This window comes from Lentilitoribacter sp. Alg239-R112 (genome assembly GCF_900537175.1).
Lineage (GTDB): Bacteria > Pseudomonadota > Alphaproteobacteria > Rhizobiales > Rhizobiaceae > Lentilitoribacter.
The window spans coordinates 1,049,189-1,062,257 of record NZ_LS999833.1 but is presented as its reverse complement, the minus strand read 5'-3'; the positions used below and the strand labels follow the sequence as shown (position 1 = coordinate 1,062,257).

General features: G+C 43.0%; 19 protein-coding genes. 13 read left to right on the top strand and 6 right to left on the bottom strand.

Going from position 1 to position 13,069, the window contains the following annotated elements; genetic code table 11:
- Positions 1-18 precede the first annotated feature (18 nt).
- A complete protein-coding gene (locus G3W54_RS05620; protein ID WP_162652129.1) occupies positions 19-420 on the top strand; it encodes a DUF6626 family protein in 402 nt (133 codons plus the stop codon).
- A gap of 133 nt (positions 421-553) precedes the next feature.
- Here G3W54_RS05620 and G3W54_RS05615 read toward each other — a convergent pair whose 3' ends face one another.
- Both G3W54_RS05615 and G3W54_RS05610 read right to left on the bottom strand, forming a co-directional pair.
- Positions 554-1,066, bottom strand: coding sequence for a hypothetical protein (locus G3W54_RS05615; protein WP_162652128.1), 513 nt, complete (start codon positions 1,064-1,066; stop codon positions 554-556).
- A complete protein-coding gene (locus tag G3W54_RS05610; RefSeq protein ID WP_162652127.1) occupies positions 1,063-1,554 on the bottom strand; it encodes a hypothetical protein in 492 nt (163 codons plus the stop codon). The genes G3W54_RS05615 and G3W54_RS05610 overlap by 4 nt, the downstream gene beginning before the upstream one ends.
- Before the next feature lie 363 nt (positions 1,555-1,917).
- On the opposite strand from G3W54_RS05610, the gene G3W54_RS19180 reads away from it, so the two are divergent.
- The gene (locus tag G3W54_RS19180; RefSeq protein WP_197742795.1) at positions 1,918-2,835 is read left to right on the top strand and encodes a DUF2971 domain-containing protein; all 918 of its coding nucleotides are present in this window, start codon (positions 1,918-1,920) and stop codon (positions 2,833-2,835) included.
- 147 nt (positions 2,836-2,982) lie between these two features.
- On the opposite strand, the gene G3W54_RS05600 is transcribed toward G3W54_RS19180, so the two are convergent.
- Positions 2,983-3,324 (bottom strand): helix-turn-helix transcriptional regulator, encoded by a 342-nt coding sequence (locus G3W54_RS05600; RefSeq protein WP_162652126.1) that lies wholly within the window; start codon positions 3,322-3,324, stop codon positions 2,983-2,985.
- A gap of 144 nt (positions 3,325-3,468) precedes the next feature.
- Here G3W54_RS05600 and G3W54_RS05595 point away from each other — a divergent pair, with 144 nt between their 5' ends.
- From G3W54_RS05595 to G3W54_RS05575, 5 genes are all read left to right on the top strand, one after another.
- Positions 3,469-3,714, top strand: a complete 246-nt coding sequence (locus tag G3W54_RS05595; RefSeq protein WP_162652125.1) for a hypothetical protein — start codon at positions 3,469-3,471, stop codon at positions 3,712-3,714.
- Positions 3,715-3,897: 183 nt separating this feature from the next.
- A complete protein-coding gene (locus tag G3W54_RS05590) occupies positions 3,898-4,383 on the top strand; it encodes a hypothetical protein (protein ID WP_162652124.1) in 486 nt (161 codons plus the stop codon).
- Positions 4,384-4,552: 169 nt separating this feature from the next.
- On the top strand, positions 4,553-4,888 hold the full coding sequence (locus G3W54_RS05585; protein ID WP_162652123.1) for a hypothetical protein: 336 nt from the start codon (positions 4,553-4,555) through the stop codon (positions 4,886-4,888).
- A gap of 419 nt (positions 4,889-5,307) precedes the next feature.
- On the top strand, positions 5,308-6,522 hold the full coding sequence (gene hemA, locus G3W54_RS05580; RefSeq protein ID WP_162652122.1) for a 5-aminolevulinate synthase: 1,215 nt from the start codon (positions 5,308-5,310) through the stop codon (positions 6,520-6,522).
- Positions 6,519-7,451 (top strand): MBL fold metallo-hydrolase, encoded by a 933-nt coding sequence (locus tag G3W54_RS05575; RefSeq protein WP_162652121.1) that lies wholly within the window; start codon positions 6,519-6,521, stop codon positions 7,449-7,451. Before hemA ends, G3W54_RS05575 begins: the two co-directional genes overlap by 4 nt.
- A 9-nt stretch (positions 7,452-7,460) precedes the next feature.
- Here the strand turns inward: G3W54_RS05575 and G3W54_RS05570 are convergent, their stop codons facing one another.
- From G3W54_RS05570 to G3W54_RS05560, 3 genes are read right to left on the bottom strand one after another with little or no spacing between them, the layout of a single operon-like run.
- Positions 7,461-8,531, bottom strand: coding sequence for a YeeE/YedE family protein (locus tag G3W54_RS05570; protein ID WP_162652120.1), 1,071 nt, complete (start codon positions 8,529-8,531; stop codon positions 7,461-7,463).
- Positions 8,532-8,564: 33 nt separating this feature from the next.
- Entirely contained in the window at positions 8,565-8,918 is a 354-nt protein-coding gene (locus G3W54_RS05565; protein WP_162652119.1) for a metalloregulator ArsR/SmtB family transcription factor, read from the bottom strand.
- Positions 8,919-8,930: 12 nt separating this feature from the next.
- The gene (locus G3W54_RS05560; RefSeq protein WP_244627839.1) at positions 8,931-9,326 is read right to left on the bottom strand and encodes a transcriptional regulator; all 396 of its coding nucleotides are present in this window, start codon (positions 9,324-9,326) and stop codon (positions 8,931-8,933) included.
- 106 nt (positions 9,327-9,432) lie between these two features.
- Between G3W54_RS05560 and G3W54_RS05555 the strand changes: the two genes are divergently transcribed.
- From G3W54_RS05555 to soxA, 6 genes are all read left to right on the top strand, one after another.
- Positions 9,433-10,167 (top strand): cytochrome c biogenesis protein CcdA, encoded by a 735-nt coding sequence (locus tag G3W54_RS05555; protein WP_162652118.1) that lies wholly within the window; start codon positions 9,433-9,435, stop codon positions 10,165-10,167.
- A gap of 38 nt (positions 10,168-10,205) precedes the next feature.
- On the top strand, positions 10,206-10,760 hold the full coding sequence (locus G3W54_RS05550; protein ID WP_244627905.1) for a thioredoxin family protein: 555 nt from the start codon (positions 10,206-10,208) through the stop codon (positions 10,758-10,760).
- 119 nt (positions 10,761-10,879) lie between these two features.
- Complete coding sequence (gene soxX, locus G3W54_RS05545; protein ID WP_162652116.1) at positions 10,880-11,341, top strand: sulfur oxidation c-type cytochrome SoxX; 462 nt, start codon at positions 10,880-10,882, stop codon at positions 11,339-11,341.
- Positions 11,342-11,355: 14 nt separating this feature from the next.
- The gene (soxY, locus tag G3W54_RS05540; protein WP_162652115.1) at positions 11,356-11,811 is read left to right on the top strand and encodes a thiosulfate oxidation carrier protein SoxY; all 456 of its coding nucleotides are present in this window, start codon (positions 11,356-11,358) and stop codon (positions 11,809-11,811) included.
- A gap of 17 nt (positions 11,812-11,828) precedes the next feature.
- Positions 11,829-12,152, top strand: coding sequence for a thiosulfate oxidation carrier complex protein SoxZ (soxZ, locus tag G3W54_RS05535; protein WP_162652114.1), 324 nt, complete (start codon positions 11,829-11,831; stop codon positions 12,150-12,152).
- A 76-nt stretch (positions 12,153-12,228) separates the two neighbouring features.
- On the top strand, positions 12,229-13,059 hold the full coding sequence (gene soxA / locus G3W54_RS05530) for a sulfur oxidation c-type cytochrome SoxA (RefSeq protein ID WP_244627904.1): 831 nt from the start codon (positions 12,229-12,231) through the stop codon (positions 13,057-13,059).
- The last annotated feature ends 10 nt before the right edge of the window (positions 13,060-13,069 follow it).

Here is a 13,069-nt window from a genome sequence, read left to right as displayed (position 1 = left end):
TTTATGAGGAGAACAACCATGCGTTATCAAGAAGTCCAATCGGAAATATCCAATCCAGCATACCCATTACTCGTCAACCAAGATGACAATTACTTTTATGTTCTGAACTTAGCCTACTTTGTTTATCACAAGGTCAAACTCGTTAAAGATCAACATCAGTTTTCGGTTCGAGTACTTGGAAAAGCACCTAGCTATCTGTCCTGCATGAAAGCGAGAAACCGGACACCAAGTCGTCATGTGATGGAACGCCTTCTCAAAGACGCAAAATATCAAACTTCATCAATTGCCTCCAATAATCACTTTGGAGCTGAATATTCAATCCAACTCAACAACACGCACAAACAGCTTCAAGCACTCGTTCATGCAATCGAGCAGACACTGTTTGTGGATGAGGAGTGCAGTTCCGTTGTTGAGAGTTAAGTAGAAAACGTCGTTTAGCTCGGTATTTGCTGAGGCTTGTCAAATCCGGATATCATCCTATAAAGACGGTGTATTAATCCCGCTAAGCTTAGCTACATGGGGGATGATATCTTGAAAACCTAACACTTACTACTCATGGTGAAATTCCGAAATCACTGAGCAGTGTTGAAACGACAAACAATACCGGTATGAACGTTAAGAAAGTCCCACCTATCAGTTTCACTGCCAACGCTATCTTACTTTTATCGCCTATACCAACACCCATAAAACCGGTTAAAGCAGCGGCTAGCACGACTGGAAATATCGGCCAAACAAAGGTCACCCCTATGCATAGTAGGGCGATGTTCAACCACTCTCTGACATCAGTTTTAAAATTACCAGTGTCTGGTGCTTCAAACCGCCAAATAACGGTGAAGAAAGCCCGGGCGAATACCGCGCCAATAACAAGGTAGTCCAAGATTTCGGTAGGTATTTGCCAAGGTGTCCAGAACAGTAAGTGGTCGATGAACATCTGTTTTAATTCGCGCCAGTGCTGCATGATCCCGTGTTCAAACCAAACTTGCCAAGTTACTATACTATCGGAAAGACCCGCGAGCCCCAGCCACGATAGTGGCAGGCCTATCAACCACCACGATAGGTTCTTCATATTATTAATCCGAATTTTTCGAGCAGTTTAGAACAGAAGAACAAAATCGGCAAAAAGTATATTAGTGAGATTATCAGAATTGTACGAACCTGCCCTAAATGCGTTACCAACTCTCTTAGCGTTTCGTCATCTTCAAAATACTCAGGTTTAAACAATGAAAACACGGCGTAGATTGGCCAAAAAAATAAGTTCGCTACTACGAGAAGTAAGGAGCCTTTAATGAACTCTCCTTGGGTATTGAATACTCGAAAAACTTCAGTTTCTTCTCGCCATTGATGGAAGAGGTTAAGTACCGTCGCCCGAGCAAAAGCGATACCGATAACAAAGTATTCGAAACCCCACCAAGGAAAGGTCCAAGGCCACCAGCCCAATAAGTTTTCGATGATCCATATCTTTAGATCGCGCCAGTGAACCATTACGCCAACTTCAAACCAAGCATGCCATTCTATAAACAGATCAGCTAAGCCTGCCAAACTTGCAACGGTCATTACCGTCGTGAAATTTGGAAAATAACTCCGTTTAGCCAAACTTTACAAAAACAACGCCCAATGCTTTGTTCCCATTTTCCGCAACACTTGATTCTTAACCAACCTGTCACGTCTTTTGCGCGACATATCTTTGCTGGCTACGTCATCGTTTTTCGCCTTAATCAACTCATGAAACGTGCTCAACCTCACACGGTCAACACGGTTGATTGATTACATACACTCTTCAACCACAGATTTTAAATTGTCAAGTATTTTCCGCTCGACTTTTGCTAATTCCAAATCCTGTTAGTGCAGACAAGGCGGCGGAATCGAACTACAATGTGAACCCTGTATGCATCATCAGGATTTGGGAGCATCAACATTGTGTTATATAAATATGCTGAAACACCTCGGTTTTTCGAAGAGGGGTTGATAAGATTCACTCAACCCGATGCTTTGAATGATCCAGATGAAGCTCGCCCTCGTGTACAGGTAAATGCTTATTCCGAAGAAGATATAAGTAATGCATATGCACAGGCGAAAAACTCAGAAATTTCAACAGATGATACTATAATCGACGATGAATTTGTTAAAAATTTCTTTTTGACACCATTTCCTTCTGCCCGAATGGACGAAAAGAGCTTTCCGGGTCTTTGGCCAGCTCGTGAACCGCGTTTGCGCAATAAGCCGTTTGAAACTTTGGAGGAACTTGATCAAGCCATCGCTGAGCGTGCGCTCGAGCTTTCAGTCGCAATAGCGAACAATACCATCGGCATCCTGAGCTTAAGTCGGAGTGAAGCATCGCCCATGTGGGCGCATTATGGTGGAGACCACAAAGGAGTATCAATCGCATTTGATGATAAGCACCCTGATTTTCAGGCAAATGTTCGCGCTATAGAGTATTCAGACTTGCCGACGTATGTCACATCAAATCATGGAGTTATACGGATTTGCGGTGTTGAGCTGCAGAAGGAAGATATCCTCAACGGCAATATGCCAAATATACCGGAAGAAATATTTTTTCGAAAAATGGCATCATGGGCTTACGAAAAAGAATGGAGGCAGATTAGGAGCCTTAGGGATTCCGATTATGTGGTCAAACAAGATGGGAAATTAGACATACATTTGTTCCGTATTTCACCAGTAGCCGTTAAGGAACTTTGCTTCGGATTGAAGGCTTCAAATGATTTCGTGCGCAGCGGCATTGAGCTTCTAAAAGGGCGAGAAATTTGGGATCATATTCGAATATATAGACAAGAGCGTCGACCGACTGGCGAAATTGTGAAAGTTCAGGTTAGCTAACTTGCAATCTGCTGGCCTGTTTGAGGGCTAACGGTACTCAACAGCCCGATTCTGTTTAAATTCCAATGGCAGCTTGTGGCACGAAACTGCCTCGGTTTGAATAATAGGTGAGTTTGGTATTGGAGCTAATGCAGAAGTCGGACTTTTTTATTTCCGCTGCTCCAACAGCACATCACCAAGTTTCAAATAAAGCTCCAGTGTTTCATCATCCATTTGTGAAGCCAAAAGATTGAGTTTTGTGAATAGTTCTTGTCTGTCTTCTGAAAGCTCTGCATCAATACCTTCAAAGAACTCACGCATGGGAACTTGGAGCACTCGCGCTATGTCAGCTAATGTCGAAAAATTGGGTGCTGTCTTACCGCGTTCCAAATTGGATATTGCCTCAAATGTCTTATCAATAGCTTCCGCTAGCTGAGCCTGAGTTAGCTTGCGTTGATTGCGTATGGTTTTCACACGTAAACCGATATTTTGTTTCAATTGATCTGACATAATATGATTTATAAAGCCGTGTAAAGTACTTGACCATTATGTTTTGAGACGCTATCGATTACTAAATTAGATTTTGTAAGCCGAATACAAGATAGAAATACGTATTTCTGTCACCGGCGAAGCTTTGCTTAAATGGAGGTGAGAATGAAACTATTTGCTCTTGTTGTATTGGGTGTTTTGTTTGCGGTGACTTTGTTAAAGGCTGAGAACACAGATTTTGTTCTAACCGATGATGCGTTGAAACGTCTTCATGTTGAACTTGATGAATGTGATGCTGATGCAAAACAGAATGGTATACCAATGCATGGTGAGTGTTCAAATGTACAAGCGAAATTGATCAAACACTATGGCAACTACAATTCCTATAAAGCAGCACGTGACGCCAGCTAAACACAACTCCATCAAATTTAAGAGTTTCACATAGGTTCTTACGTCGTTCTAATATGTGAAAGGCACGTGCGGTTCTCAACTGAACTGCACGTGTTTTGGTTTCTGATAATCAAAAGATTGGTCGCTCTTTGAATAAGATGGCATTAGATGGAAAGACCTCTGTATTTATTTGAGGTTCTTTCCATGTCCAATTTGTCCAAACTTACACTGACAACAACAACTCCTAATCAGCCGCTTACGCCATTAGCCCGTAAACGGATCAAACTATTACGCAAACTTGATCAACAACTGCTTGCAGCAGAAGCTGAAAAAGATGGTTCTGAATTTACTGAGGAAGTAAAACGCTGGGTTAAAAACGTGCAAACAGGTGAGAAAGAACTGATTACTCAAAGCCGTACAGTTAAAAAATGGTGGTGGGCCAATGAACATGGTGCACTCGTGCTAACGCTGAAAGATGGAAATAAAATCATTCCATTGGATGACAATCATAAATCCGTTGAAGTCGGTGGTATTGAAGATTTAGCTAGTACAATTGAAACTGTACGTGCTGCTGTTATTGCTGGTGAACTTGATCAACAGCTTGAAAAACTAATCGCAGAGCGCAAACCATTTGGTAAGAACAAGAAACCTACTGCTCAGCACACATCCAAAACCACAAAGTCCAGCTGATGGGTTTAGCGGTCATATTCATAGCAAGCACAATCTGTTTTGTGCTTGCATTCAAGTTCATTGGTGCCATTGCTCAATTTACCTGGACCATCCTTTGGCATGGTAATGAAAGCTACGTGGTGTTTGGATTATTTGCTGCAATGTCAGCTTATCTATTTTGGATGTTCTAATGAAAATTCAAATATCAATTGAAGCTGAACCAGCTGAAATAAAAGAACTGCTCTTTAATCAGACATTAGATGCAAGCTTACCCAAAACGAGAACACTTACGGACTCGCAAATTTATGACAAAATACATAATTGGGAAATGCTGAAACGCAGTCGAAGATTACAGCGTTTGTATTTGGACAATATCAAACCTATCGATGCTAACTTATTGGCTGATCAAAGTGAGCAGCAAAAGCACAGCAAAAATAGTGTATTGAAATCATTGATGAAAAACCATCCAATCCTTAGCTCCGAAGGCAGAGGTCTTGAGTTCGAATCTCAACGGGTGCACCATTAACCTGCTGATTTAGATTGTGAAAATGCTTCTTTAGATCTTAATTTACCTATTTATAACTTGCACAGTTCTAGCACGGGGACCACCAATGCTTCTTGGTGATGGTGTATGTGAAGGTCGAACAAAATGAATCCAACCAATAAGCTATATGGCATTATCTATGCTAATGACCCAAATAGTTCTATGTAAAATTGTAAAGAAAGAGCAATGAACACGTCGCAGGTGTTTAAGTGTTTCTCATTGCTTTTCGACTACTTCTTTGAGTGCATGGTCTAAAATACTATGGTTCTAAGCATGGCAAGGTTCAAATTACCTGTGAATGTTAATTTTCCACTGTCCTGAAATTTCTAAAAAATATCTGAGATTGGGTTGACCTTTATCTTGAAAGTTTGCAGTTTGTTACAATACATAGGAAAAATCATATGCATTTTAATGAGCTTTTTGAACGCCAGTTAAGACAACTACATGATGATGGAAATTATCGTGTGTTCCGCAACATAGAACGCAAAGCTGGCGCATTTCCAACTGCTAAACTTCATCATAAAGAAGGCCCAGATGATATCACAGTTTGGTGTTCAAATGATTATTTAGGTATGGGGCAAAACCCTAAGACACTTGCTGCAATGAAAGCTGCACTTGAAGAATGTGGCGCGGGTGCAGGCGGAACGAGGAATATTTCTGGCACGAATAAGTATCATGTTGATCTTGAGAAAGAGCTTGCCGACTTGCATCAAAAAGAAGACGCACTTTTATTCACATCTGGCTATGTGTCAAATTGGGCGGCATTATCAACAATCGCTTCGCGAATTGACAATTGCATCGTATTTTCTGATGAAAAAAATCATGCGTCTATGATTGAGGGCATCCGTCATAGTCGTGCAAATTACGTTATTTTCAAACATAATGATCTCGAAGATCTTCGAAACAAGTTGGCAGATGTTGATCCCAATCACCCGAAATTGATCGCGTTTGAAAGTGTATATTCAATGGATGGGGACATTTCACACATAAGGGAAATTTGTGATCTCGCTGATGAATTTAATGCAATGACATATCTTGATGAAGTTCACGCAGTTGGACTGTATGGTCCGCGCGGTGGTGGAATCGCGGAGCGAGATGGGCTCATGGATCGAGTGACAATTATTGAGGGCACGCTTGGCAAAGCCTATGGTGTTATGGGTGGGTATATAACAAGTACGCATGTGATTTGTGACTTTGTACGCTCGTTTGCGAGCGGCTTTATCTTTACAACGGCTTTGCCTCCGGCAATTGCCGCTGGTGCAAAAGCGTCAATTATGCATCTTAAAGCAAGCAACCTTGAGCGAGAGATGCAGAGAGATCGTGTGGCGCAGTTGCGTGCCGCACTAGACAAACGCGGAATTCCTCACCTTCTCAATGAAAGCCACATTGTTCCAGTTATGGTTGGCGATGCCAAGAAGTGTAAATATCTATCTGATATTTTACTGCATCAGTATGGCGTCTATGTTCAACCTATTAATTACCCAACCGTAGCGGTTGGAACAGAACGGTTACGCTTTACGCCATCTCCACTTCACAGTTCAACAGACATTGAGCATCTTGCAAATGCGCTCAGCGAGCTTTGGGCACAATGTGCGTTATCGAGGGCAGTGGCATGAGTCTTACGAATTTTACCCGACGACAGGTTTTGCAAACTGGTGTGGCTGCAACAGCCGCGGCGCTGATCCCAATGAGGAACTTGCAGGCAAAGATGATTTTACAATCTGGCGGAAAGAATATCAGCTCGTTAAGTGATGGAAATCTTTCACTGCCTGTTTCCTTTCTTTTCCCAGACATAGATAAGTCCGAGCTTGATCCATTCCTTGCTAAACACGGAATGAATAACAAAGCTTTAGAGCCAAAATGTAACCTAACATATGTTGAAGATGGTGATCGCAAAATTTTGTTCGATGCAGGTGCTGGAAGTAATTTTATGCCAAGTGCTGGAAAACTGATGGAATCATTTGACGCTGCGGGGATTGATGTGTCTGAGGTTACAGACGTGATCTTCACCCATGGGCATCCTGATCATCTGTGGGGTATTCTTGATGACTTTGACGAGATAACATTTCCAGAAGCCAATTTATATTTCCCGCAGGTGGAATGGGATTTTTGGACGAGCGAAGACGTAATTCAACAAATGAGTGACGGGCGAGAAATTTTTGCCGTTGGCGCACAAAATAGGTTGGACGTGATGAAAGAACGCGTTCAGCTTTTTAATTCAGGTGATGAGGTCATTTCCGGTGTTGAGGCTTTTGATACATCTGGCCACACGCCTGGCCATATGGCATTTGTGATCCATGGCGCAAGTGATGATGAAAGCCTTATGGTTATAGGTGATGCGATTACCAACGATATTGTTTCCTTTGCCAAGCCATCGTGGCCGTCTGGCTCTGACCACGATAGCGAAAGGGGAATTGAAACCAGAGTTAGATTACTGGATCGGTTGGCACAAGAAAAGATGCAACTAATTGGCTATCATTTGCCCAATGGTGGGTTAGGTCGTGTAGAAAAGTCAGGCAATGCATACAAATTTGTCCAAGTCTAGCGAGGCGGGTTAGCGAAAACTAAATGCCGGCTTGATAGAACCTTCCAGCAACCATGCGAGGCCCATCTTTGCGCCTAAGCCGATAGATAGCATTGTGATAGGCGCCGAAATGGTCAGTAAAGATGCAGCACTAATGCCTTGGCCAATTGTACAGCCCAATGCTAACACGCCGCCAAAACCCATCATGGCAGCTCCTAATAGATGGCGGCCAAGTTCGCGTGCATCATCGCAAGCTTCCCATGTTACGTTATCTGCAGATCTTGCTGCGATTGTAGCGCCTATAACCACACCAAAAATCAGGCCAACACCATAGTCTGGTCCAACCCCGGTAAAAGTTGCAAACTGGAAAAGTGTGTCTCCAACTGGTGTGACAAAGCTCATTGACTCGATCTGTACATTTTCAAATGATACTTGCGAGGCATGCGATGTTACATACCAACCAAACGCGCAAATCATCCCAATTGTAACTGCGGTAACATAACCTTTTATCTCTGTGCGAAACTTAGCATCCTTTAAAACCCAATGCAGGGGAATGGCCAGTAAAATTAATGTCGTAAATAGTGATATATCTAACCCTGAAAACTTGTTGACAATTTCCGGGATTGACTGATTTTCAGCACCAAATAAACCAAGTTGAAAATTATCTGTAAAACCAGCTCTAGAAAATCCCAACAACCCCCTTTGTGCCGATAAAGCTGTAATGCCCAGTATGAGAAGCGCAATAAAGCTCTTCAAACTGCCGCCACCAAGCCTGACTAAAGCGCCAAACCCGCAGGTACCCACGAAAGCCATCCCAAAGCCAAACGAAAGACCACCAATGATTGCACCTAGCCAGCTAAAGTTAGGAGTTAGATAAAATGACTGCGAGATATCAACCATATCAAAATATATTAGGATTTGGGTAAAAAAGGCTGCACAAATTGCTGCAAGAACCCATGTGCGTAACCCTGTTGAATTGTTACCGTACCAGTGAGATTCAAGCGCTGATAATGTGCAAAAGAAATTTCGTCGAGCAACATATCCAAGCAAAATACCGGCTAGCAAGCCGCTCAGTGGCAACATATAATTCCAGATATCCATATTTCGCACCCTCCCAAATGCAAGAATATTATATCATTGATTTTGATCAGGCCTCACTGGTGCGCAAAATAACCCATATAATTGTTCAATAATTCCACCAACTTCTGCGCTGGCTATGCTGTAGTAAATAATGCGACCTTCTCGACGTGTTGTTACAAGTCGGTCAAAACGCAAACGTGCAAGTTGCTGTGAAACCGCTGCTTGCGGCATAGACATGATTTCTTCAAGCTCTCCAACAGATTTTTCACCCTCCGACAATAAGCATAGGATAAGCAATCGCGTCTCATGAGAGAGCGCTTTTAGAAGCTCACTTGCCTTTTTTGCTTGTGCTAAAAGCTCCGCAAGTTCAGCGGGGCTTGCATTGGGGTCCAATTTTGGTAGTGCCATATTCGTTTTACCCTAGGAATTATCTTTACTCAGGCCTGAAGGATCAGGCAATTTATCCAGTACTTCATTTAATAAATACCAGAAAAATTCATCCCCTGTATATCCTCTTAACCTACCAATCTCAACTCCATTGGATACAACAATAAAAGTCGGTGTGAAGCGTTCCTTTTTTATGTTGGCTAAATCTTCAGGCCAAGGCTGGTGTATATTAACTTGCCGCAATGGTGCTTTTAATCCTTCACCTGTCTTTGGGTAGATGCTGCCTATTTCCTGATGCCAGCGCTGACACCATGCACAGCCAGGCTGCTCCAGCATAATAAGTTCAGCAGCTCGACCGTCGGAAAACATAGCAATTAAAGCTGTGTAGCCGATGGCAAAATGCCTGAATATTTTGAGTTCCAGATGCATTTATATTTTCCCGTTGCGATTTCCAGATTTCAATATATAGTAAAATCCATATGTTTTCTATGCCTGCCCTGTAAAAACATAAACAAATACCTAGTGGGGAGAGAATATGCTTGATATTGGGATTGGCGGAGCAATTTTAGCGGGCCTATTGTCGTTTATATCGCCGTGTGTTTTGCCAATCGTACCGCCTTATTTGGCATATCTGGCAGGGATCAGTTTTAGTGAACTAAGTGATGATTCCATTAATAAAGGGACTGCCCGCCGCATATTCCTTGCGTCATTTTTTTTCGTTCTCGGATTTTCAACTGTCTTCGTAGCTCTAGGTGCAACGGCGAGTTTCATTGGACAATCAATAGCGCAACATTTCGATACGTTGGCCATTATCGCAGGTTCTTTAATCATCATAATGGGGCTTCATTTTCTCGGTCTATTTAAGATTGGTTTGCTCTATCGAGAAGCACGCGTAGAGGTTAAGCGCGATAGTACAGGTTTTATCGGTTCCTATATTATGGGGCTAGCATTCGCATTTGGCTGGACCCCATGTGTAGGTCCGGTGCTGGCTGCAATTTTATTTGTTGCAGGTAGCGAAGGCACCGCTTTGAGGGGTGCGGCATTGTTGGGTGCATACTCATTAGGAATTGGTATTCCATTTATGCTCGCCGCGTTGTTTGTCGGCAGGTTTTTAAGCATCGTCAGCAAATTTAAAAAGCATCTGAGAAAGGTCGAAATCGCTATGGGTCTGCTTTTGGTGTTGACCGGAATTTTATTCATAACAGGCAGCATGTCACGTATAGCTCAGTGGCTGCTTGAAACTTTTCCCAGTTTCGCAACCATCGGATAGGATAAATTATGAAATATGTTCTTTGTTATTTATTTGTGATGTTCACTACTGTGAGCAACGCGCACGCCGGCACAATTGGTGAAGACGGTTTGCATAAGCAAGACTGGTTTTCACTCACATTCAAGGATGTCGCAGAAGATATAGAAACAGCGAGCGAAGAGGGGAAACGGCTCGTTATCATATTTGAGCAACGCGGCTGTATTTACTGTGCAAAGATGCACGAGGAATTATTGAGCGATCCAGAAGTGGCTGATTACATCAAGGCCAACTTTAATGTAGTGCAATTCAATTTATTTGGTGATGAAGAAGTCATCGATACCGATGGAGAAACCCTTACGGAAAAAACTGCCGCGAGAAAATGGGGCATAGTGTTCACACCTACAATGATGTTCTTGCCGGAAAGGACTGAAGAAGGGAAGACGACGACAGATATTGCTGTTTCAAAGATGCCCGGTGCGTTTGGCAAATGGACATTCTTAGATATGTTTAAATGGGTTAATGAAAAAGGTTATGAAGGCGAAGAGCATTTCCAGAAGTATCACGCACGCAAAATCGAGGAAGCACGAGCGGCAGGTAAGCTTATCGTCGAATAAGTTTATTGAATACATTCAAAAAATGCAATTTATGCATTGATTCTGAATTCGATTAAGGTTAGCGTTCAATTGAGGAGTGGTGCGTCGGAGGGTCGCACCAAATTTTGGAGGAACAATCTATGATCTTTCGTAGAGGGATGATTGCGGCAATTTTTTTGCTTGCCGGAACTTCGATATCTAACGCAGAAATTATAGCGCCGGAAAATGTAACCATTGTCGACGGCGAGGTTGCTATGTCGCTGACAGGTTCCGCAGGCAATGCAGAGGTAGGTGCGACTGTTTTTGGCAATAAAAAATTGGGTAATTGTCTGGCCTGTCATGCAAATAAAGACATGGTCAAGCAGCTATTTCATGGTGATGTTGGTCCTGAGATGGATGGTGTTGCCGATCGTTGGGAGCCACAGCAATTGCGCGCAATTTTGGTTAACTCTAAGGCCGTATTCGGGGATGAAACTGTTATGCCAGGATTTTATTCTCTGGAAGTTGGTCAAGATGTCCGCAAAGACCTGATTGGCAAAACCATCCTGAGTGCTGAGCAAATTGAGGATGTAATCGCGTATTTAAGTACGCTGAAAGAATAGAAAAGGAAACGGCAATGAAACTTACACGCCGACAAGCTCTCACACTTTCTGCAGGCGCAGCAGCGTTCGCAGCCTCTGGTTTGAGCGTATCATCAAGCTGGGCAGGAGTCCAAGAAACTGAACAAGCTATATTGGCACTTACCGGTGGCAAGATGCCTGAAATGGGTAAGGTTACCTTAACAGCACCGGAAATTGCGGAAAACGGAAATACCGTTCCCGTTGGTGTGTCTGTCGACAGTAAAATGGTCGACGGCGATATGGTGGAATTCGTAGCAATTTTTGCAGAAGACAATCCTTCGCCGGATGTCGTGCAGTTTCACTTTACGGCTTTGAGCGGATCTGCAAGTGCAACAACGCGTATGCGTCTAGCAAGAACACAAAATGTTATTGCAGTTGCAAAAATGGCCGACGGATCAGTATTTATGGATAAGAAGCAGGTTAAGGTCACTATCGGCGGATGTGGCGGTTGATCTGAAGGAGAACGAGAATGGCATCTAAACCACGTGTAAAAGTACCCAAAACAGCCGAGGCTGGAGAGGTCATTACAATTAAAACGCTGATCAGCCACAAAATGGAATCAGGCCAGCGTAAAGATAAAGAGGGCAAACTTATCCCTCGTAAAATCATAAATAAATTCGAAGCAACGTTTAACGGTGTGCTCGTTTTTTCTGCCGATGTGCATGCTGCTGTTTCAGCAAATCCTTATGTTGAATTTACGGTTAGAATGAATGAATCTGGTACGTTTAAATTCTCTTGGACTGATGATGATGGCAGCGTCTACACCAGTGAGAAAGAAATAACTGTGAGCTAGATCTATCTAGGTTGGCGTTTGATAAGCGTCACATTCGGGAGGGAATGTTTTGAAAGTTACTATAAGCAAAATATTGATTGCTAGCGCTGCAGTCTTGGGAACTGTTTCAGCAGTGAATGCCGATCCTGTGGATCAGGAATTGATTATAGATGGTGAGATTGAAATGACGACTCTTACCAAAGCGCCGGAAGGTCATCCGGTGGATGAGGTTATTTCTGGTTGGAGATATAGAACCTCCGAAACGCGTGCTCTTCAGTCAGATAGTTTCGATAATCCAGGGATGCTACGTGTTGAAGAGGGCGAGGCACTTTGGAACAAGGTCGAGGGTAGCGCAGGTAAATCTTGTGCCAGTTGCCATGGCGATGCCGCTGAAAGCATGAAGGGTGTTGGTTCCAATTATCCTAAATGGGACGCAAAGAATAATAAGCCGATCAATATCGAGTTGAAAATTAATCAATGCCGCGAAGAAAACATGGGTGCAGAACCTTATGCTTTTGATAAAGGCGGCCAGAAGCCACTTACCGCATACATTAAAAATCAGTCTCTTGGAATGCCTGTTGCACTTGATCTAAGTGTTGGTGATATGCAGTCATGGTGGGATCGCGGCAAGGAAAAATACTATACTCGTACAGGTCAACTTAATTTATCATGCGCATCCTGTCATGAACAAAATGCGGGTAATCGCATTCGTGCTGATCACCTTAGTCAGGGGCAGCTGAATGGTTTTCCGACATATCGTTTGAAGCAATCTGATTTGGTATCAGTTCACAATCGTTTTAGGGGTTGTATTCGGGACACGCGTGCGGAGTATCCGGCAGCTTTTTCTGACGAATTGATGGCGCTCGAAGTCTACGTGACATGGCGTGGGACAGGGCTTTCAGTGGAAACACCAGCGATTAGAAACTAATTGGTTGGGC

Bases quoted from the DNA above. Each gene is read 5' to 3' on its own strand.
- soxZ (WP_162652114.1), top strand. From the start codon at position 11,829: ATGGCATCTAAACCACGTGTAAAAGTACCCAAAACAGCCGAGGCTGGA.
- hemA (WP_162652122.1), top strand. From the start codon at position 5,308: ATGCATTTTAATGAGCTTTTTGAACGCCAGTTAAGACAACTACATGAT.
- G3W54_RS05555 (WP_162652118.1), top strand. From the start codon at position 9,433: ATGCTTGATATTGGGATTGGCGGAGCAATTTTAGCGGGCCTATTGTCG.
- soxX (WP_162652116.1), top strand. From the start codon at position 10,880: ATGATCTTTCGTAGAGGGATGATTGCGGCAATTTTTTTGCTTGCCGGA.
- G3W54_RS05600 (WP_162652126.1), bottom strand. From the start codon at position 3,324: ATGTCAGATCAATTGAAACAAAATATCGGTTTACGTGTGAAAACCATA.
- G3W54_RS05565 (WP_162652119.1), bottom strand. From the start codon at position 8,918: ATGGCACTACCAAAATTGGACCCCAATGCAAGCCCCGCTGAACTTGCG.
- G3W54_RS05550 (WP_244627905.1), top strand. From the start codon at position 10,206: ATGTTCACTACTGTGAGCAACGCGCACGCCGGCACAATTGGTGAAGAC.
- G3W54_RS05595 (WP_162652125.1), top strand. From the start codon at position 3,469: ATGAAACTATTTGCTCTTGTTGTATTGGGTGTTTTGTTTGCGGTGACT.
- G3W54_RS05575 (WP_162652121.1), top strand. From the start codon at position 6,519: ATGAGTCTTACGAATTTTACCCGACGACAGGTTTTGCAAACTGGTGTG.
- G3W54_RS05610 (WP_162652127.1), bottom strand. From the start codon at position 1,554: ATGACCGTTGCAAGTTTGGCAGGCTTAGCTGATCTGTTTATAGAATGG.
- G3W54_RS05620 (WP_162652129.1), top strand. From the start codon at position 19: ATGCGTTATCAAGAAGTCCAATCGGAAATATCCAATCCAGCATACCCA.
- G3W54_RS05590 (WP_162652124.1), top strand. From the start codon at position 3,898: ATGTCCAATTTGTCCAAACTTACACTGACAACAACAACTCCTAATCAG.
- soxY (WP_162652115.1), top strand. From the start codon at position 11,356: ATGAAACTTACACGCCGACAAGCTCTCACACTTTCTGCAGGCGCAGCA.
- G3W54_RS05570 (WP_162652120.1), bottom strand. From the start codon at position 8,531: ATGGATATCTGGAATTATATGTTGCCACTGAGCGGCTTGCTAGCCGGT.
- G3W54_RS05585 (WP_162652123.1), top strand. From the start codon at position 4,553: ATGAAAATTCAAATATCAATTGAAGCTGAACCAGCTGAAATAAAAGAA.
- G3W54_RS05615 (WP_162652128.1), bottom strand. From the start codon at position 1,066: ATGAAGAACCTATCGTGGTGGTTGATAGGCCTGCCACTATCGTGGCTG.
- G3W54_RS05560 (WP_244627839.1), bottom strand. From the start codon at position 9,326: ATGCATCTGGAACTCAAAATATTCAGGCATTTTGCCATCGGCTACACA.